13 protein-coding genes and 2 pseudogenes are annotated in these 18936 nt (G+C 69.3%); 7 read left to right on the forward strand and 8 right to left on the reverse strand.

Annotated elements, in window-relative coordinates; genetic code table 11:
• Positions 1 to 486: 486 nt before the first annotated feature.
• From H565_RS17010 to H565_RS14030, 7 genes and pseudogenes are all read right to left on the reverse strand, one after another.
• A pseudogene (locus H565_RS17010) lies at positions 487 to 936 on the reverse strand (GAF domain-containing protein); the annotation flags it as partial.
• A gap of 37 nt (positions 937 to 973) precedes the next feature.
• On the reverse strand, positions 974 to 2227 hold the full coding sequence (locus H565_RS0102180) for a glycerate kinase type-2 family protein (protein ID WP_027459599.1): 1254 nt from the start codon (positions 2225 to 2227) through the stop codon (positions 974 to 976).
• 52 nt (positions 2228 to 2279) lie between these two features.
• On the reverse strand, positions 2280 to 3848 hold the full coding sequence (locus H565_RS0102185) for a catalase (protein WP_027459600.1): 1569 nt from the start codon (positions 3846 to 3848) through the stop codon (positions 2280 to 2282).
• Positions 3849 to 3960: 112 nt separating this feature from the next.
• Entirely contained in the window at positions 3961 to 5502 is a 1542-nt protein-coding gene (hutH, locus tag H565_RS0102190) for a histidine ammonia-lyase (RefSeq protein ID WP_027459601.1), read from the reverse strand.
• Positions 5499 to 6299, reverse strand: a pseudogene (gene hutI, locus H565_RS16220) (imidazolonepropionase); the annotation flags it as partial. The pseudogene hutI and the gene hutH, both read right to left, overlap by 4 nt.
• A gap of 12 nt (positions 6300 to 6311) precedes the next feature.
• Positions 6312 to 7412 (reverse strand): ISAs1 family transposase, encoded by a 1101-nt coding sequence (locus H565_RS16225; RefSeq protein WP_157468853.1) that lies wholly within the window; start codon positions 7410 to 7412, stop codon positions 6312 to 6314.
• Between the two features lie 32 nt (positions 7413 to 7444).
• Entirely contained in the window at positions 7445 to 8134 is a 690-nt protein-coding gene (locus tag H565_RS14030) for a GNAT family N-acetyltransferase (RefSeq protein ID WP_034408094.1), read from the reverse strand.
• Between the two features lie 73 nt (positions 8135 to 8207).
• On the opposite strand from H565_RS14030, the gene H565_RS14035 reads away from it, so the two are divergent.
• Positions 8208 to 10604 (forward strand): glutamine--tRNA ligase/YqeY domain fusion protein, encoded by a 2397-nt coding sequence (locus H565_RS14035; protein ID WP_034408096.1) that lies wholly within the window; start codon positions 8208 to 8210, stop codon positions 10602 to 10604.
• A gap of 66 nt (positions 10605 to 10670) precedes the next feature.
• Positions 10671 to 11432 (forward strand): ABC transporter substrate-binding protein, encoded by a 762-nt coding sequence (locus H565_RS0102210; protein ID WP_027459602.1) that lies wholly within the window; start codon positions 10671 to 10673, stop codon positions 11430 to 11432.
• Positions 11433 to 11495: 63 nt separating this feature from the next.
• Here the strand turns inward: H565_RS0102210 and H565_RS0102215 are convergent, their stop codons facing one another.
• Entirely contained in the window at positions 11496 to 12899 is a 1404-nt protein-coding gene (locus H565_RS0102215) for a tetratricopeptide repeat protein (RefSeq protein WP_027459603.1), read from the reverse strand.
• Positions 12900 to 13064: 165 nt separating this feature from the next.
• Here H565_RS0102215 and ftsH point away from each other — a divergent pair, with 165 nt between their 5' ends.
• The 5 genes from ftsH (at position 13065) to H565_RS0102240 (ending at position 18793) form a co-directional block, all read left to right on the forward strand.
• Entirely contained in the window at positions 13065 to 14933 is a 1869-nt protein-coding gene (gene ftsH / locus H565_RS0102220; protein WP_027459604.1) for an ATP-dependent zinc metalloprotease FtsH, read from the forward strand.
• A gap of 115 nt (positions 14934 to 15048) precedes the next feature.
• On the forward strand, positions 15049 to 16356 hold the full coding sequence (locus H565_RS0102225; protein WP_027459605.1) for a thymidine phosphorylase: 1308 nt from the start codon (positions 15049 to 15051) through the stop codon (positions 16354 to 16356).
• 62 nt (positions 16357 to 16418) lie between these two features.
• A complete protein-coding gene (locus H565_RS0102230) occupies positions 16419 to 16877 on the forward strand; it encodes a hypothetical protein (RefSeq protein ID WP_027459606.1) in 459 nt (152 codons plus the stop codon).
• 108 nt (positions 16878 to 16985) lie between these two features.
• Positions 16986 to 17849, forward strand: coding sequence for an acetyl-CoA carboxylase, carboxyltransferase subunit beta (gene accD, locus H565_RS0102235; RefSeq protein ID WP_027459607.1), 864 nt, complete (start codon positions 16986 to 16988; stop codon positions 17847 to 17849).
• Positions 17846 to 18793 (forward strand): acetyl-CoA carboxylase carboxyltransferase subunit alpha, encoded by a 948-nt coding sequence (locus H565_RS0102240; RefSeq protein ID WP_034408099.1) that lies wholly within the window; start codon positions 17846 to 17848, stop codon positions 18791 to 18793. Before accD ends, H565_RS0102240 begins: the two co-directional genes overlap by 4 nt.
• The last annotated feature ends 143 nt before the right edge of the window (positions 18794 to 18936 follow it).

Below are 18936 nucleotides of genomic sequence, written 5' to 3' on the forward strand. Positions count from 1 at the left end.
GCGAGTGCGTACGGCAAGGAGCGAGAGCGCCTGCTCGCCGGATGTGCCCAGCGCAATCTGCGCAGCCACGCAAGCCCCTGCCCCGGCGAGGTCCGGGCGCCAGCGGGCGAGGTCCGCTCCGGTGTTCCAAAACCGCGCCGTCTCGCTGCCAAGGGCGGTGGCCCAGGGCCAGGGGCGCGTCAGGCAGCCTGTCAGAGAGAAAGGCAGCCCTGGAGTCTGCCAAAGGGGCCGCGGCTCGGCGGGGCCATCCAAGAGAACCAGCCCGGCCCAGTCGAGGTCGGCGACCTCCGCCAGCAAGCGGACGGCGTGTTCAGCCAGCTCGTGCGGGAGCAGGTCGAGGTCCGCGAGTTCGGAGATGGCGAGCAGGGTTTCGCTGTGGCGGGTCACCCGGCGCAGGTCGTGCATCAGGCGGTCGCGGTCGCGGGCTTCGCGCTCCAGCTCGGCGGCCACCCGCCGCAGCTCCAGCTCGTCGACGGCGAGGGCCGCGAGGTTGCGCAGGGCTTCACGCTCGGCGGGGGTGACGGCCTCTCGCGGCTCGGTGTCCAGCACGCAGAGGGTGCCGATGTTGTGCCCGCTGGGGGTGGTCAGGGGCGCTCCGGCATAGAAGCGGTACCCCCCCGGCGCAGTCACCAAGGGGTTGTCCAGGAAGCGGGCGTCCCGCGTCAGGTCGGGCACAGCCAAGACCTCCAACTGGCCCAGGGTGTAGGTACAAAACGACACCGAGCGGTCGACGGTGCGCAGGTCGACCCCAATCCCCGCTTGGCAACGGGCCGCGTCCTCGGTGACGAAGTTGACCAACGCCATGGGCACCCGAAAAAACTGGGCTGCCAGCGTGGCGAGCCGGGCAAACGCTTCCGCCGGAAGGTCATCCAGGACCGAGTAACGGGCCAGGGCCTCCAGCCGGGCCAGCTCCTCTGGAGGAAGGAGGGGAGACATGCTCCGGCAAGGTACACCGCCCCCTGTCACCGTCTTCTCACAAAGGGGACGGCGGGGAGAGCACGAGCAGCCGCAGGTCACCGAGGTTGTGTCCGGTCGGCCCAGTGACGAGGGCGTCCCCCAAGCGGGCGAAGAAGGTGCCAGAGTCGTTGCGAGCAAGAAACGTGTCGGGGTCGAGGCCCAGCCGCCGCGCCCGCGCGAGCGAATCGGGGGTCAGGAACGCGCCCGCCGCCGCGCTGTTGCCGTCCCGCCCGTCGGACCCCGCCGAGAGTCCGTAGATGCCCGCTGCCCCCAGGTCGCGCAGCAGCCACAGGGCGAACTCCTGATTGCGCCCGCCTACCCCGTCGCCGCGCAGGGTGACGGTCGCCTCCCCGCCGGAGAGGAGGACCAGCGGGGCTGTCCGGTGGGGCCACTGCCGCCGCAGCTCTGCCGCGTGCCAAGCCGCGAGGTCGCGCACGTCGCCGCCCTGGGTGGCCGACAGCAAGCGGGCGGCCACACCGCGCCGGGCGAGGGCGTCGCGGGCCGCCTCCAGCAGCACCCGCCCGGAGCCGATGACCTGCGCCTGGGCGTGGGGCAGCTCGCCGGGTTTGGGGGTTTCCGGGACCTCGCCCCGCGCTCCGGCCTCCAGGTGGGCGCGGGCGGCGGGGGCCACCAGGCCACAGCGGTCCAGGACTGCCAAGGCGTCCGCAAAGGTCGTGGGGTCGGGCACGGTCGGCCCAGAGGCGATGACAGCGGGGTCATCCCCGATGACGTCCGAAATCAGGAGCGCCCGCAGCTCGGCCCGCGTGGCGGCGGCGAGTCGCCCGCCCTTGACCCGCGAGAGGTGCTTGCGAACGGTGTTGACCTGGGTGATGTCGGCCCCCACCGCCAAAAGTTCGCGGGTCAGCGCCTGCTTTTGCGCGAGGGTCACCCCCCAGGGGGCCGCGAGCAGGGCGCTGCCGCCCCCCGACACCAGCACCAGCAGGCGGCTCCCTGCCGGGAGGGCCGCCACGCGGGCCAGCACTGCCCGCGCCGCTCGCACGCTGTCCGCCCCCGGCACCGGGTGGGAAGCGGGATAGACCTCGGCCCTGGGGGGGGCACTCAGGTCCGCCGCGTCGCGGGGCGGCACGGCCAGGCCCGGCACTCCCGGATAGGCCTCCAGCGCCGCCCGCAGCATGGGCAGGGCCGCCTTGCCAAAGGCGACCACCAGGTCGGGCGGCGGCCCGGTAAGGTGCGGCGCGAGCAGCCGTGCCGGGGAGACCGCCGCCAACGCCTCCCGGTAGGTGTCCCCCAGCACGGCCCGCCAGTTCATGGTGAGAGCATAGAAAACCCCCCCTCCGACCGGGGAGAGGGGGGAAAGGGGGTCAGTACGGCTGCGCTTCGCGGCTGCGTTCCTGCGCCTGCGCAACGGCCTCGCGCTCGCGGTCCTCGCGGCCCCGGCGCACCTCGGCGAGGCCCTCGGCGACTCGGCGGCCATAGTCCTCGTCGCACTGGGTCAACAGCTCGACCATCTTGGCCTGCACTTCCGGGGTAGCGACAGAGAGGTTCTCGACGATGTTCGAAATCAGGTCGTCGCGCTCCCAGTCCTCGAAGGCGCGGTACTGCTCGCCTGCCTGTTTGAAATCGTTGGTGCGCTCGATCGAAGCACGCTGGAGATGGCCTTCCACCCAGGGGGTGTATTCGGCCACATCCCGCGGGGCCTCCCGCAGGCCGTTCATGGTGCTGGGTTCGTAGTTGACGTGCGGATTCTGGCCCGGCGCGGTGTCCACTCGGTAAGCCATCTGGCCGTCGCGCTGGTTGGTGGCGACATGCGTTTTGGGGGCGTTGATGGGGAGCTGGAGGTAGTTGGTGCCGACCCGGTAGCGCTGGGTGTCCGAATACGAGAAGGTACGGCCCACCAACATCTTGTCGTCACTAAAGTCCAGGCCGTCGACGAGGACCCCCGTGCCGAAGGCAGCCTGCTCGACCTCGGCGAAGTAGTTTTCCGGGTTGCGGTTGAGGGTCATCTTGCCGACCGGGAGCCAGGGGAACTGGTCGCGGGGCCAGATTTTGGTGTCGTCGAGGGGGTCAAAGTCGAGTTCAGGATGCTCGCCGTCCGACATGATTTGAACGAAGAGTTCCCACTGCGGGTAGTCGCCGCGCTCGATGGCCTCATAGAGGTCCTGAGTGGCGTGGTTAAAGTTCTTGGCCTGAATCGCCTCGGCCTCACGCTGGGTGAGGTTCCGCACTCCCTGAAGGGGTTCCCAGTGGTACTTGACGAGCACTGCCTCGCCCCGGTCATTCACCCACTTGTAGGTGTTCACGCCGCTGCCCTGCATCTGGCGGTAGTTTGCCGGGATGCCCCAGGGCGAGAACAGCAGGGTCACCATGTGCATCGCTTCGGGGGTCTGGCTCAGGAAGTCGAAGATGCGCCCGCCGTCTTGACGGTTGGTCACCGGGTCGGGCTTGAAGGCGTGGATGACATCCGGGAACTTGATGGCGTCGCGGATGAAGAACACCTTGAGGTTATTCCCGACGAGGTCCCAGTTGCCATCTTCGGTGTAGAACTTCACCGCGAAGCCGCGCGGGTCGCGCAAGGTTTCGGGCGAGTGGCTGGAGTGAATGACGGTGGAAAAACGCACGAAGACGGGGGTGCGCTTGCCGGGTTCCTGAAAGAGCTTGGCGCGGGTGTACTTGGAGACGGGTTCGTCGCCGACCTTGCCGTAAGCCTCAAAGTAGCCGTGCGCCCCGGCCCCACGGGCGTGCACGACCCGTTCGGGGATGCGCTCGCGGTCAAAGTGGCTGATTTTTTCGAGAAAGTGGTAGTTCTCCAGCGTGGCGGGGCCACGGGTCCCCACGGTGCGCTGATTTTGGTTGTTGCGAACGGGATGCCCCTGCCGGGTGGTCAGGGTCTGTTCGGTGGCGGGAGACTGGGGAAGGTTCTGGTCACTCATGAATCCTCCTGGGAGGCCGGGCCAAGCCGAGCGAGGGGCTGCGGGCAGCTCCGGCGTCCCACCTCCAGACTGCCATACCCTGCGGGGGTGTTCCCTCGGCGGGGAACAGTCTTTAAGCGGGATGAAGTTCGGGGTCCGCGCCCGCCGCCTCCCGCGCCGCCCGCAGCAGCTCCCCGCTGACGAGCAGCTCACGCACCCGCAGCAGGTCAGGGCGGTAGAGGCGGTCGTGCTCTAGGGAGGGGACCTCGCGGCGCAACCGCTCCCAGGCGGCCTGTACGCCCGCGCCCGCCCGCAGCCCGCGTGCTCCGGCACCGAGGTCGAGGGCCTGCGCCGCCGCGAGCACCTCTACTGCGAGCACGGACGCGACGTTTTCCAGGATGTGCCGCAGCTGCTGCGCCCCGTGCGCCCCCATGGAGACGTGGTCTTCTTGGTTGGCCGAGGTCGGGATGGAGTCCACGCTGGCGGGGTGAGCGAGCACCTTGTTTTCGCTTACGAGGGCCGCCGCCGTGTACTGGGCAATCATCAACCCGGAGTTCAGGCCCCCCTGCGGCGCGAGAAAGGCGGGCAGGCCAGAGAGGGCCGGGTTCAGCAGTTGCTCGGTACGCCGTTCGCTGATGCTGCCGAGTTCGCTCAGCGCGACCTTAAGGGCGTCGGCGGTGAGGGCGAGAGGTTGGCCGTGGAAGTTGCCGCCAGAGATGACCTCCCCGGTGTCCGGAAAGATAAGGGGGTTGTCGGTGACGGAGGCGAACTCGACCGCGAGGACGCGTCCGGCCTGCGCGAGGGCGTCGTGGGTGGCTCCATGCACCTGGGGCACCGCCCGCAGGCTGTAGGCGTCCTGCACCTTGCCGCACTCGGCGTGGGCGGGGGCAATCGCCGAGCCACGCAGGAAAGCGCGGACCTCCGCGGCCACGGCGACCGCGCCGGGGTGAGGCCGCAGGGCCACCACCCCCGCCGAAAAAGGCCGGTGCGAGCCGAAGAGGGCCTCGACCGTCATCGCGGCGGCCAGGTTCGCGGTGCCCAGCAGGGTGCGGGCGTCGGCGAGGGCGAGGGCGAGGAGGCTGCCCATCAGTTGGGTGCCGTTGATGAGGGCGAGGCCCTCTTTGGCCTCCAGCACGAGCGGTGCGAGGCCCAGTTCAGCCAGCGCGTCTGCGGCGGGACGGACCTTGCCGCTCAGTTCCACCTCGCCCAGGCCGACGAGGGGAAGGGCGAGGTGCGCCAGGGGCGCGAGGTCGCCCGACGCGCCCACGCTGCCCTGCGCGGGAACGACCGGGTGGGCGCGGGCGTTCAGCAGAGCGAGGAGGCGCTCCAGGACCTCTGGCCGCACCCCCGAATGCCCCAGCGCGAGCGACTGCGCCCGCAGCAGCAGCATCCCGCGCACGACCTCGCTGGGCAGGCTCTCCCCCACCCCGACCGCGTGCGACACGAGCAGGTTGTGTTGCAGGAGGGCGAGCTGGCTGCGGTCTACCCGCACGGTGGCAAACTTGCCAAAGCCCGTGTTCACCCCGTAAACGGCCTCCTCGCCGTCTACGATGCGCTCGACGACGGCCCGCGCCCGCCGCACGCGTTCGCGGGCCGCATCCGCGAGGGCGACGGGTTCGCCGCCGCGCACTACGGCCAGAAACGTTGCCAGGTCAAGCTGTCGGTCCAGAATCACGGGCGAGTCTCCTTGCTGGGGTTGATGGGGTGGCCGCCCACGTACACCCCGCGCACCGGGTTGACCCCCAGCGTATAGGCGAGGTCGCGCCAGTCGGCGGAATGCAGGGCGAGGAAGTCGGCCCGCGCGCCGGGCACCAGCGCCCCCCGGTCCCCCAAGCCCAGCGCGGCGGCGGCGTTCACGGTGCAGGCGGTCAGCGCCTCGGCGGGGGTGAGGCCGCACAGCCGCACGGCAAGGGCGAGGGCCAGCCCCGCGCTGAAAAGGGGCGAAGAACCGGGGTTGAGGTCAGTGCCCACCGCCACGCACGCCCCCCCGTCCACCAGGGCGCGGGCGGGGGCGGTGGGCAGGCCGAGGTGCAGGGTCACGCCGGGGAGGACGGTTGCCACCGTGGAAGAGGCGGCCAGCGCCGCGACCTGTGCGGGGCCGCTCGCCTCCAGGTGGTCCACGCTGAGCGCCCCCAGCTCGCAGGCAAGTTCGACCCCGCCCAGGGTGTGAAACTGGTCGGCATGGAGTTTGGTGGCCAGGCCGTGCGCCCTGGCGGCCTCCAGGATGGTCCGCGTTTCCGCGACGCTGAAGGCTTCTCGCTCGCAAAACACGTCGGCGGCCTGGGCCAGCCCCTCACGGGCCACCCCCGGAATCAGGTCCTCGCAGACGGCGCGGACGTACTCGGCGCGGCCCTCCTGTGGTGGGACGTGCAGCAGCAGAGTGGGAATGAGGTCGAACTCGGCCTCCAGCTCGCGCACCGCTTCCAGCATGCGCCGCTCGGCTCCGAAGTCGAGGCCGTAGCCGCTTTTGACCAGGCTTTTATCTCAACTCGGTTGAGGGCTGAGGAGACGGAGGGCAGCCAGGGGGTTGAGGCGGAGCTGGCGAACCAGTGCGGTGACGTGACGCGTCTGTGAGGACAGCAGGGCCAGGACCACGCCATTGAGGACAGCGCGTCCTTGAGCACCTTTGCGCAGACGGCATCGGTCCTCGTGAAGGACAGTGTCGCGACGATGGTGCGAGCGGTTTTCGATTCCCCAATGTCCTCGCCAGACATCCTCGGCCTCTCTGGCCGTCAGCAGCCTGCTGCTGACGGCATAGCGGACTTCTCTCGTCTGAGTGCCGTTTCGGCGGGTGATGCGGTGTTCGCGGCGGATCAGCGTCTTTACTTCGGGAAGGGCTTGAGAGATAGCTTCGGGAATGTCCGTGATGACTTCGGTACGCCGCTCCCACACCTCTCCACTACGGTGTTCCACGTCCGTGACGCCGTTCTGGACGGGGTAGCTGAAGGCCAGCACGGCCCACTCCTTCAGCCCTTTGACGTTGTTTTTGAGGGGAACAAGGTAGGCTCCGCCTGCCTCAATCACCTGTGTGGTGAAGCCACGCTCGGTGTACGCGGCATCCAAGGTCAGCAACCAGTGCTCACCGAAGACGGCTGTGATCGTCGCCAGCAGTTCCCCCATCCCTTTGGCCTCGTGTCGTCCCGCCTGATCTGTCTGCGTCACCGTCAACGCCAACTCGTGGAAAAACACCGACAGGAACGAGAGGGCCGCTTGGCCCTCTCGCCCACTTCCCTTCAGCACTTTGCCATCCCCGGCCAAGAGGACAAGCCGGTCGTGCGCCGCAGGATGGTGGGCTTTGACCCAGGCCAACAGGGCAGTCTGGAGCTGGGCCAGGTGGCTATCCAGGGACCAGAAGAAGCGGTAAATCATGGCTTGCTGTGGGATTCGATCGAGCGCGAGGTGCTGTGTCAGCACCTCGCGCTGCCCTTGCAGCCACTGAGAGAGCGCCAGGATGTTTTCCGGCCCAGACAGCAGGCCGACCAGAATGACCGTCCAGAGCGTCTCCCAGGGGTATGTGATGCGCTTCTGGTCGCGCCAGTCCGGGATTTGGGTTAAAAAGGGCAGTGGGCTGATGGGTGGTTGCACAACTCCCTATCAGCCCTTTTTCTTGGTCTCAGTCAAGATATAAAGCCTGGCTCTTGCCCGGTCCGCTGGGCGAGGGCCTCGGCCTCCTGGCGGGCACGCTCCCGGCCCAGCCAGCCCGACCAGTAGGCCTCCAGCGTGGCGGCGACCAGGGCGGTGAGCACCGTGTCGGCCCCACCTAGCGGGTGAAAGAGCAGGTCGAGGTCAGTGACGGGGCCGCCGTCCTCGCCCCCCACGGGTTGCCAGTAGGGGAGGTCGGCGGTGCGGTAGCCCAGCGCGTGCAGGGCGCGGCGGCGGGCCTGGGGGTCGGTGCCGATGCGGGCTTCGGCGGCCCGCGCCTCCGGACTCTGGCGGCCCGCGAACACGCTGTCGGCAAAGAGGCCCGCCAGCCCGTGCGCGCGCACGTCCTCCAACCGCGCCGCGTTCAGCGCGTGGGCGACCCCTTGCCCCCGCGCTTCCGGGGCCACCGCGAGAAAGGAGCTGAAGCCCGCCTGCGGCAGCAGGTGATAGACGGTGCCGCCGAGCACCCGCCCGGCAGGGTCTTGGGCGACCAGGATGCGGTCCCGGCGCGGCCCCCGGTCCCCGCTCGCGACGAGGCGCGGGAAGGCGGCGGGCGGAATGAGCGTCTCAGGGGCGTAGTAGCTGCGCTCCTGAATCTCTCCGAAGGCGGCGAGGGCGGGGTCCCGCGGGTCGGTGACCCGGCGAACGCGAACGGGGCCATTCATGGGGAGCAGCCTACGCCCGCGCTCCGGCCCGCGACGGCGCAGGTGAGCACGCGGGGGCCGCTATCCTGCCCCCATGCGTGCGCCCAGGGTGGCTCCCAACTTCATCACCGACATCATCGAACGCGACCTCGCGGCGGGCAAATACCCGCAGGTCGTGACCCGCTTTCCGCCCGAACCGAACGGCTACCTGCACCTGGGGCACACCTTCGCCTCCTTCCTTGACTTCCAGACGGCGGTGCAGTACGGCGGGCGCTACCACCTGCGGATGGACGACACCAACCCCGAAGGCGAGAGCATGGAGTACGCCGAGGCCATCCAAGACGACCTGCGCTGGCTGGGGTGGGACTGGGGCGAGCACCTGTATTACGCCTCCGACAACTTTGAGCGTTACTACGAGTACGCCCAGCAGCTCATCCGGCAGGGAGACGCCTACGTCGACTCGGTGAGCGCCGAGGAGATGGCCCGCTTGCGCGGCGACGCGACCACCCCCGGCACGCCCAGCCCGTACCGCTCGCGCTCGGTGGAGGAAAACCTCGACCTCTTTGCCCGGATGCGGGCCGGAGAGTTCGCAGACGGGGCGCACGTGCTGCGCGGCAAGATTGACCTCGCCTCGCCCAACATGAAGCTGCGGGACCCGGTCTTTTACCGCATCCTGCGCGGGCACCACTACCGCACCGGAGACGCGTGGTGCATCTATCCCATGTACGACTTCCAGCACCCGCTGCAAGACGCGCTAGAAGGCGTCACCCACTCCATGTGCAGCCTGGAGTTCGTGGACAACCGCGCCATCTACGACTGGCTGATGGAGCGGCTCGGCTTTGACCCTCGTCCCCACCAGTACGAGTTTGGCCGCCGGGGACTGGAGTACACCGTGACCAGCAAGCGCAAGCTGCGGCGGCTCGTCGAGGGAGGCTACGTCTCTGGCTGGGATGACCCGCGCATGCCCACCTTGCGGGCACAGCGCCGATTGGGGGTGACGCCCGAAGCGGTGCGGGCCTTTGCCGCCCAGATTGGGGTCAGCCGCACCAACCGCACGGTGGATATCGCCGTCTACGAGAACGCCGTGCGCGATGACCTCAACCACCGCGCCCCCCGCGTGATGGCGGTACTCGACCCCCTGCTGGTCGTGCTGACCAACCTGCCGGAAGGGGAAGGGGAGACCCGCGTCCTCTCTCTGCCCTACTGGCCCCACGACGTGATTCGCGACTCGCCGGACGGCCTCGTTGCGCTGCCGAGCGGCGAGCGCGTCCCCCCCGAACGGGCCGTGCGCGAGGTGCCCTTTTCGCGGGAGCTGTACATCGAGCGCGAGGACTTCTCGCCCGACCCGCCCAAGGGGTACAAGCGCCTCACGCGGGGCGGCACTGTGCGCCTGCGCGGGGCGGGCATCATCCGCGCCGACGAGGTGGAGACGGACGAGGCGGGGAACGTGACCACCATTTACGCGACCCTGCTGGGCGAGGACGCGAAGGCCGCTGGCGTCATCCACTGGGTGAGCGCCCCCCACGCCCTCCCCGCCGAGTTCCGCCTCTACGACCGCCTCTTCCGAGTGCCCCACCCCGAAGGCGACCATCCGGACGACCTCGCCCCCGACTTCGACCCGGAGCGCCTGAGCCATGAGAACGAGGCCGCGCCCCTCGACGCGGGCTTCCTGCGCTTCCTGAATCCGCAAAGCCTGCGCGTGACGCGGGGCTACGTCGAACCCAGCGTGGCGGGCGACCCCCAAGACACCCGCTACCAGTTCGAGCGCCAGGGCTATTTCTGGCGGGACCCTGTAGACAGCCGCGAGGACGCGCTGGTCTTTGGGCGCATCATCACCCTCAAGGACACCTGGGCAAAGGAGGCGGGCAAGGACGCGCCGAAGGCAGGGGCCAAAGCGCCCCAGCCTGCTCCGAAGGCGGAAGCCCCGCAGACCACGGGCCACAAGCCCCAGCCCGCCCCCCTCACCCCCGAACAGGAGGCCGAGGTCGCCCGCCTGACGGGGCTGGGCGCGTCCCCGGCAGACGCCCGCACGGTGGCGCGGGACCCGGCGCTGCTCGCGTTCCTGGCGGGGGCGCGGCCCGGCCCGACCTTCGGGCAGGTCGCCTCCTGGACGGTCAATGACCTCGCGGGGCCGCTGCGGGCGGGCGCGGTGCGGGTGGGGGTGGCGGACCTCGCGCCCCTCGCCGAGCGGCTGGCCTCCGGCGAGCTGACCACCCGCGTGGCCCGCGACGTGCTGGCGCGGGCGGCGGCCTCCGGCGAGGCCCCCCTCGCCATCATCGAGCGCGAGGGCCTGGGCGCGGGCCTGGACGAGGGGGCGCTCGCGGCGGCGGTGGCCGAGGTGCTCGCCGCCCATCCCGACAAGGTGGAGGCGTATCGGGGCGGGAAGACGGCGCTGCTGGGCTTTTTCACCGGGCAGGTCATGCGGGCGACCGGGGGCAAGGCCGACCCCGCGAAGGTGGCGGCGGCGCTGCGGGAGGGGCTGGGGGGCTGAGGCCCGTCCCGCCTCCCCGGTCCCTCACATCGGCGCGTCCGCCCCACGCGCTATAACCCCAGACCGATGCATAAGTATGCCCTGGCCTCCCTGACCCTCCTTTCCTGCGCCCTCGGCAGCGCCTCGGCCCGTGACCTCGCGGCGATTAAGGCGTCGGGGGTGCTGTATGTGGGCACCGAACCCACCTACGCGCCCTTCACCTACACCCAGGGCAAAAAGATTGTGGGCTTCGAGGCCGAACTCGCCGAGGCCATTGCCCGCAAGCTCGGCGTCAAGGTGGAGTGGCGGCCCAGCGGCTTTGACACGCTCCTCATTGGCCTGGACCAGGACCGCTTCGACCTGGTCGTGTCCAGCCACGGCATCACCCCCGAACGGCAAAAGGCGGTGGACTTTGCCAACCCGCACTACTGCTCCGGCGGGGTGGTGCTCGCCAAGTCGAATGGTCCCCTCACCGTCGCGGCCCTGAAGGGCAAGACCGTTGGCGTGCAGCTCGGCACGACCTACGCGCAGCGGGCGCAGGGGCTGCCCGGTCTGGGGGGCGTGAAGACCTACCCCACCAACGCCGACGCCCTCCAGATGCTGCTGTCGGGCCGGGTCAGCGCCTTTATCACCGACCGCTTCGTCGCCCTGGAAGCCCGCAAGAAGTTCCCGCAGGCGAACCTCAAGCTCGGCGAGATGCTCTTTCAGGAGAAAATCGGCATCGCCGTGAAAAAGGGCAATGCGCCGCTGCGCAACGCCGTCAATGCGGCCCTGCGGGAGCTGATGGCCGACGGCACCTACAAGAAGATTTCCCTGAAGTACTTCGGCGAAGACATCCGCTGCAAGTAGATACAGGACCATACGAAGAGCAGAGGCCGCCAAGGCCCTCTGCTCTTTGCCGTCGGCCTCCCGCTAGTTCAGCGTGCGCCCGCCCCCCTGCCCCAGCAGCGCTCCCGCCTTGCGGAGGTGATCTTCGAGGGTGCCGCGCCAGTCGTCGCTTTCGGGGGTGAACTCCAGGGCCTGCTGGGCGTGGGCGTAGGCGGCGGCAGGGTCGCGAAAGCCCTGCTGGGCCATCACGTCGGCGGCCATCTGGTGGCCCATGACCCAGTCGCGGCTGCCCTGAGCGGCTTCGCGCACCACCCGTTCGAAGTGGTCGAGCGCCTCGTCGAGGTGGTAGTACTCCAGCGCCACATTGCCCAGGACCATGCTCGCTGGAATCACTGCGCCCTGTGCGAGCGCCTGCTCGGCGGCGAGCTGCGCTTCCTGAAGGCGGCCTAGGCGGTAGTCACACTCAGCGAGGTCGGCGAGGACCTCCGGGCGGTAGGGGTAGTCGGGGTCCGCGAGGGCGGCTTCCAGGTGCTCGCGGGCTTCGAGCGGGCGGTCGAGGTCCAGCAGGGCCACCCCCAGCTCGTGCTGGGCAAAGGGGCGGTCACCGTCCCCGGCCAGGTCAAGCGCCCGCGTGAACTGCGCGAGCGCCTCGTCGTGGCGGCCCAGGTGGGTGAGCACCTGCCCCCACACCAGCGCCACCCCGTAGCTGGGGTCGCCGTGCTGCCGCTCCAGCCGGTCGGCCTCGCGGATGCTGGTGAGCGCGTCGTCCGGCTTGCCCGCTTGCAAGAGGGCCTGCGCCCGGAGATAGTGCCAGGTGGCGAGGTTGAGGCCCTCTTCCTCCGCGCCCAGCCTGCCGTAGAGGGGCCGGGCCTGCTCCAGCAGCGAGAGCGCCGCTTCGGTGTCTCCCAGTTGCAGCTCTAAGGCCGCGCCCTCTTGCAGCATGACCGCCCGGTTGAGGCCGGAAGCGTGGTGGGCGGCTTCCGCGTAGAGGTGCCGCGCTTCTGCTGGATGGCCCAGGCTCTCTTCCGCATCGGCCTGCCAGCTCCTGAGCCGCCAGCGCAGGTGCGGGGGCAGCTCCGTGAGGGGCAGGTGAATCTCTAAGGCTTCCGCGGGGTGCCCCGCGATCGAGAGCGCCGCGAGGGCGTGGTAACGGGCCAGCGGCTCGGCGGCTTCCCGCACCTCCGGGGGGGGCGGGGCTGCGTCCGGGCCGCGCAGCCGGGCGTCGAGTTCGGCACTCAGAGACACGTACAGGGGGTCGCTGCGAATCGCTGGGTCGGCGGTGCGGGCATCGCGCAGCGCCAAGCCGACTTCGGTAGTGGCGGGGTCGCCGTAGAGGGCCTGCACGCTGGCGAGATAGAGCGAGAGCCGCGCCTTCTGAGGGCGGTCAGCCTCGTGCAGGGCACCCTCCAGCACGCTGAAGGCCGTGTCGTAGTCGTCCCCCGCGAGCGCCGTGCATGCCTGCTGCCAGGTGGTGGCGACATCGATCATCACCCCCCAGGATAGCGCGGGGAGGGGACTACGCCCTGCGGGTGTCTCTCCCCTCCATGAAGCTCAGGTGTGACGCGGGATACGCCCACACATCTTGAGTCTGGTAGACTCAACCCCGGCGGGACGGAGGCCGTCCCCTTCGTTTCATTTTTTCTGGAGGCACCCTTGAGGCGGCTCAATCCCTGGCTCATCGTCCTGTTTGTCCTGGCTCTCTTTCTGATGTTCTCTCAGGCCCCCAATGGGGCGCGAGCGACCGTCAGTTACAACGTCTTTAAGAACCTCCTCGCGCAAGACCGAGTTGAGCAGGTCGTGGTGCGCGACAACGTGGCGCAAGTGCGTCTGACCGAACCCACCGAGGTCACGGTCGTGAACGGGCAGCAGCCCATTCAGACCGACCGCTTTACCGTGCGGCTGCCCGGCAACCAGGCTACGCCCGACCCCACGCTCATCTCACAACTGGAGCAGCAGGGGGTGGATTACCGCTTCGAGGCTCCCAGCCAATGGCTCGCCATCCTGCTGAACTTCCTGCCCATCTTGCTCCTGATTGGCCTGATGTACTTCTTTTTCATGCGGGCGCAGGGCGCCCAGAGTGGGGTCATGCAGTTCGGGCAGTCGCGGGCCAAGAAGTACGGCAAAGAAAACCGCGTCCAGACCAAGTTCACCGACGTGGCGGGCCACGAGGAAGCCAAGCGCGAGCTGATTGAGGTCGTCGACTTCCTCAAGAATCCGGCCAAGTACCATCAGCTTGGCGCGGAAATCCCCAAGGGCGTGCTTTTGGTCGGTCCTCCCGGCACTGGCAAGACGCTGCTCGCGCGGGCCATCGCGGGCGAGGCGGACGTGCCCTTTTTCTCGGTGAGTGCCTCCGAGTTCATGGAGATGTTCGTGGGCGTCGGCGCCAGCCGGGTGCGGACCCTCTTTGAGGACGCCCGCAAGTCGGCCCCGGCGATCATGTTCATCGACGAAATCGACTCCATCGGGCGCAAGCGCGGCGCGGGCATCGGCGGCGGCCACGACGAGCGCGAGCAGACCCTCAACCAAATCCTCTCGGAGATGGACGGCTTCGACAAGTCGAGCAGCGTCATCGTGCTCGCCGCGACCAACCGTCCCGACGTCCTCGACCCGGCCCTCCTGCGCCCTGGCCGTTTTGACCGCCAGGTCACCATCGACCTGCCCAACCTCAAGGAGCGCGAGGCCATCCTCAAGGTGCACCTGCGCAACAAGCCCCTGGCCCCCGGCGTCGACGTGACGGAGATTGCTAAGAGCACCCCGTACTTTTCCGGGGCCGACCTCAAGAACGTCACCAACGAGGCCGCGCTGGAAGCCGCGAGGCTCGGCAAGACCCAGATTGACATGAGCGACTTTTACCGGGCGCTCGACAAAATCACCCTGGGCTTGGAAAACGGCTCGCTGACCGTCAGCCCGCAGGAAAAAAAGGCCATCGCCTACCACGAGGCCGGGCACGCCGTGACCGCCGCCGTGATTCCGGGCAGCGACAAGCTTCAGAAGGTCAGCATCATCCCGCGTGGGCGGGCGCTGGGGGCCGCGTTCTACCTCCCCGAAGAGCAGGTCCTCATGAGCAAGGAGCGGCTGGAAAATCAGCTTGTCGTGGCGCTGGGCGGGCGCGCCGCCGAGGAAGTGTTTATGGGCAGCGTGACGTCGGGGGCTGCCGACGACTTCCGCAAGGCGACCAACATCGCCCGCAAGATGGTCCTGGAGTGGGGCATGGGCGACAACTTTAAGAACATGGCCCTCACGACCGACTCCGGCCCAGTCTTCCTGGGCGAGGATATGGCCAAGCCCAAGATGTTTTCCGAGCACACGTCGCAGCTCGTCGACGAGGACGTCAAGCGCATCCTGAACCGCGCCTACGAGCGGGCCAGGAGCCTGGTCACCGAGTACAGCCAGGCCATGCACGAGGTCGCCGAGGCGCTGCTGACCCAAGAACTGATTACCGGGGACGTCGTCCGCGAGGCCGTCTCGCGGGTGGGCGGCAGCCAGCAGCCCGGCCAGCCGACCCCGCAGCCCGCGCTGTAACCGCCCCGTCACCTCTTCCCCCCGTCCGAGTGGCGGGGGCTTTTGCCGTAGGGGGCGGCGAGGACACAGCAGAGAGGACAAAGGGGGCCAGCTTCTCGGCCCGCTACACTGCCGTATGACCACCACCCTCACCATCCCCGACCTGATTCGCAAGAAGCGTGACGGCGCAGAGCACACCCGCGCCGAACTCGAGCAGCTTGTGCTGGGCTACACGCGGGGCGACGTGCCCGACTATCAGGTCAGCGCGTGGCTGATGGCCGTCTACCTGCGCGGCATGACCCCGCAGGAGACCGCTGACCTGACGCTGGTGATGGCCGCCAGTGGCGACCAGATGGACCTCGCGGGGCTGCCGCGCACCGTAGACAAGCACTCGACGGGCGGCGTGGGCGACAAGACCAGCCTGATTCTGACGCCGATGCTCGCGGCCCTGGGCCTCACCGTCGCCAAGATGAGCGGGCGCGGGCTGGCCCACACGGGCGGCACCATCGACAAACTGGAAAGCTTTCCGGGCTGGAGTCCGGACCTCCCCGAAGAGCGCTTCCTGGCCCAGGCACGGGACCTCGGCCTCGCCCTGATTGGGCAGACGAAGGACCTCGCCCCCGCCGACGGCAAGCTCTACGCGCTGCGCGACGTGACCGCGACCGTGGACTGCCTGCCCCTGATTGCCTCCTCCATCATGAGCAAAAAGCTCGCTTCAGGGGCGCACACGGTCGTGCTCGACGTGAAGGTCGGGGCCGGGGCCTTTATGCGGACCCTGGAGGATGGGCAGGCGCTCGCCCGTGCGATGGTGGACATCGGCACGCGGGCGGGGCGGCAGGTGCGGGCCGTGCTGACCGACATGGATACCCCGCTGGGGCATATGGCCGGGAACAGCTTGGAGGTTCAGGAGGCCATTCGGACCCTGCGCGGCGAAGGCCCGGAGGACCTCACCGAGCTGTGCGTGGCCCTCGCGGTCGAGGCGCTCGTGGCCCACGGCGAGGACGAAGCCGCGGCAGAAGCCCGCGCCCGCGCTGCCCTGCAAGACGGCTCGGCCCTGGCGAAGTTCCGCGCCTTCGTGGCGGCGCAGGGCGGGGACGCCTCCCTTGTCGACCACCCCGAACGGCTGGACGTGGCCCCCGACCGGGCGGACGTGGTGGCCCCCGCTTCCGGTTTCGTGGGGCGCCTCGACGCCCTCGCGGTGGGCCGGGCGGTCCTCGCGCTGGGGGGCGGGCGCGAGCGCAAGGGGGAGGCCATCGACCACGGGGTCGGCGTGGAAGTCCTGAAAAAGCCCGGCGAGGCGGTCGCGGCGGGCGAACCCGTGCTGCGCCTCTTCCACCGGGGGGGGCGGGGCCTGGACGCCGCCCGCGCCCTGCTGGAGGGGGGCCTGAGCGTGACGGGCACGGCTCCGCAGCCCCAGCCCCTTCTCCTGGGCCGGGTGAACTAGCCACCGCTGGGTAAACGTTCCCCCCCTGCCGCATGGGGTGGGGGGTGGGGTACTCTCACCCCATGCGGACGGTCGTGCTCCTCCTCATTGTCGTGCTCGCGGCCATCTTCGCGGTGCTCAACCGTCACGCGCTGATGTTCGGGCACACCCTGAACCTGGGCTTCGTGACCTACACGGGGGTGCCGCTGGGGCTGATTTTGCTGCTGACTGGGCTGCTCTTGGCGTTGCTGTTTTTCCTGTGGGCCAATGTCGAGCGGCTGCGGGGTCAGGCCGACAGCGCCCGGCTGCTGCGCGACATGGAGGCGCTGCGGGCCAACATCGACGCGCAGGAGGGCAGCCGCTTCGCGCAGCTCCAGGCCTATATCGACGAGCGCTTCGAGACGCTGGGCCAGAGCGTGAGTCGCCCGGCGCTCCCCTCCTCCGAACTCGCGGAGGTCAGTGCCCGCCTCGACGCCCTGCAACGCGACCTGAACCTGCAACTCGCGCAGATGGACGACTACCTCAAGCGGCGCTTGGGCTGACGGGCCCCGCCCTCCTTGCACCCGGTTCAGAGCGCGGGGCTGTTCCTTTCCGGCGCGTCTAGAATGCGCCGGAACGCTGGTTGTCCAGAAAAGAGGAGTGTATAGGCTATGGCGCTCGACCGTTTTTTTCGTAGGCGCCGCCCGCAGCAGCAAGCCGGGGCGGAGTTGCCGGACCTGTGGACCCAGTGCCCCCAGTGCAAGGAGGGGGTGTACAACCGTGACCTCGACCTGAATGCCCACGTCTGCCCGCGCTGTGGCCATCACCTGCGGCTGGACGCGGGGCAGCGGCTGGAGGTGTTGCTGGACCCCGGCAGCTTTCAGCAGCGGTCCGGGCGAGTGCATCCCGTCGACCCCCTGGGCTTCGAGGACACCGAACCCTACCCGGCCCGGCTGGCGCGGGCGCAGAAGAAGACGGGCCGTCCCGACGCCATCCTGACAGGCACCGGGACCATCCTGGGCTTGCCCGTCACCGTTGCGGCGATGGATTTCGCCTTTTCGGGCGGCAGCATGGGCAGCGTGGTCGGCGAGGAGATTGCGCGGGCCGCCGAGCACGCGGCGGGGGCCGGAACGCCCTTCGTCCTCGTCGCCGCGAGCGGCGGGGCGCGGATGCAGGAGAGTGCGCTGTCGCTGATGCAGATGGCGAAAACGACCGTGGCGCTGGAGGGTCTGGCCGAGCGGGGGCTGCCCTACGTTTCCATCCTCAGCGACCCGACGACCGGGGGCGTGACCGCCTCCTTTGCCACCATCGCGGATGTGATTGTCGCGGAGCCGGGTGCCCTCATCGGGTTCGCGGGGCCACGGGTCATTCAGCAGACCATTCGCCAAAACCTCCCCGAAGGCTTTCAGCGGGCCGAGTTCCTGCTCGAACACGGCATGGTGGACGCGGTCGTCGACCGCCGCGAGCACCGGACCTATCTGCGTTCGCTGCTGGGCGTGCTGACCCGGCAGCCCGCGGGGGAGGCGAGCGCGTGAGCACGCCCGCCGATACCCTGCGCGAACTCGAAGCCCGGCTGCGCGACCTGGAGGACGCAGCGCAGCGCACCGGGCAAGACCTGAGCGTCGCGCTGACCCCACTGCGGGCCGAGGTCGAGCGTCTGCGCGGGGAGTGCCAAGCCCACCTGACCCGCTGGGAGCGGGTGGGCCTCGCCCGCGCACCGGGACGCCCCACCGCGCTCGATTACGTGGAGCGGCTGTGCACCGACTTTGCCGAGCTGCACGGCGACCGGGCCTACGGCGACGACCCCGCCCTGATTGGCGGCCCCGCCCGCTGGGGGGGCGTCCCGGTGATGCTCCTCGCGCAGCAAAAGGGCCGCGACACCAAGAGCAAGATTCGCCGCCGCTTCGGGATGAGCAACCCTGAAGGCTACCGCAAGGCGATTCGGCTGATGGACTTCGCCGACCGCTTCGGGTTGCCCGTCGTCACCCTCATCGACACGCCGGGCGCTTACCCCGGCATCGAGGCCGAGGAACGCGGCCAGGGCTGGGCCATCGCGGGGAGCATTCAGCGGATGGTGCGCCTGCGAGTGCCCGCCGTGTGCGCCGTGATTGGGGAAGGCGGCTCTGGCGGGGCGCTCGCGCTGGGGGTGGGCAACCGGGTCCTGATTCAGGAAAACGCCTGGTACTCGGTGATTTCGCCGGAGGGAGCCGCCTCCATCATCTGGAAGGACGCGGCCAAGGCCCCCCAAGCCGCCGAAGCCCTCCAGCTGACCGCCCCCGACCTGCTGAGGCTGGGCTTGGTCGAGGAGGTCGTGCCCGAACCCCTGGGGGGTGCCCACCGCGACCCGGACGCGGCGGCGGCGGCGCTGGGCGAGGCCGTGTCGCGCCACCTCGCGGAGCTGTCGGCGCTGGGGCCGGACGAGCTGAAGGCCGGGCGGGCGGCCCGCTTCCGGGCGATGGGGGCTTTTCGAGAGGTGTGACCGGGCGGGTTCCCATACGGCTTCCGTCTGTTTCGTGAACAAATCGGAAGGGCGCCGATTTGTTCATTCCACTCCCGGAATCCGTTTTTCTCCTCCTCGCTTCGCTCGGATTGCAGGTTGACAAGTCAACCTTTCAATCGGAG

Origin of the sequence: Deinococcus murrayi DSM 11303, from assembly GCF_000482805.1 — a bacterium.
GTDB classification, from domain to species: Bacteria; Deinococcota; Deinococci; order Deinococcales; family Deinococcaceae; genus Deinococcus; species Deinococcus murrayi.

Excerpts from the sequence above, each read along its gene's own strand:
- H565_RS0102225 (WP_027459605.1), top strand. The coding sequence starts at position 15,049 with ATGACCACCACCCTCACCATCCCCGACCTGATTCGCAAGAAGCGTGAC.
- H565_RS0102180 (WP_027459599.1), bottom strand. The coding sequence starts at position 2,227 with ATGAACTGGCGGGCCGTGCTGGGGGACACCTACCGGGAGGCGTTGGCG.
- H565_RS0102210 (WP_027459602.1), top strand. The coding sequence starts at position 10,671 with ATGCATAAGTATGCCCTGGCCTCCCTGACCCTCCTTTCCTGCGCCCTC.
- H565_RS0102215 (WP_027459603.1), bottom strand. The coding sequence starts at position 12,899 with ATGATCGATGTCGCCACCACCTGGCAGCAGGCATGCACGGCGCTCGCG.
- H565_RS0102185 (WP_027459600.1), bottom strand. The coding sequence starts at position 3,848 with ATGAGTGACCAGAACCTTCCCCAGTCTCCCGCCACCGAACAGACCCTG.
- H565_RS14030 (WP_034408094.1), bottom strand. The coding sequence starts at position 8,134 with ATGAATGGCCCCGTTCGCGTTCGCCGGGTCACCGACCCGCGGGACCCC.
- H565_RS0102230 (WP_027459606.1), top strand. The coding sequence starts at position 16,419 with ATGCGGACGGTCGTGCTCCTCCTCATTGTCGTGCTCGCGGCCATCTTC.
- accD (WP_027459607.1), top strand. The coding sequence starts at position 16,986 with ATGGCGCTCGACCGTTTTTTTCGTAGGCGCCGCCCGCAGCAGCAAGCC.
- H565_RS14035 (WP_034408096.1), top strand. The coding sequence starts at position 8,208 with ATGCGTGCGCCCAGGGTGGCTCCCAACTTCATCACCGACATCATCGAA.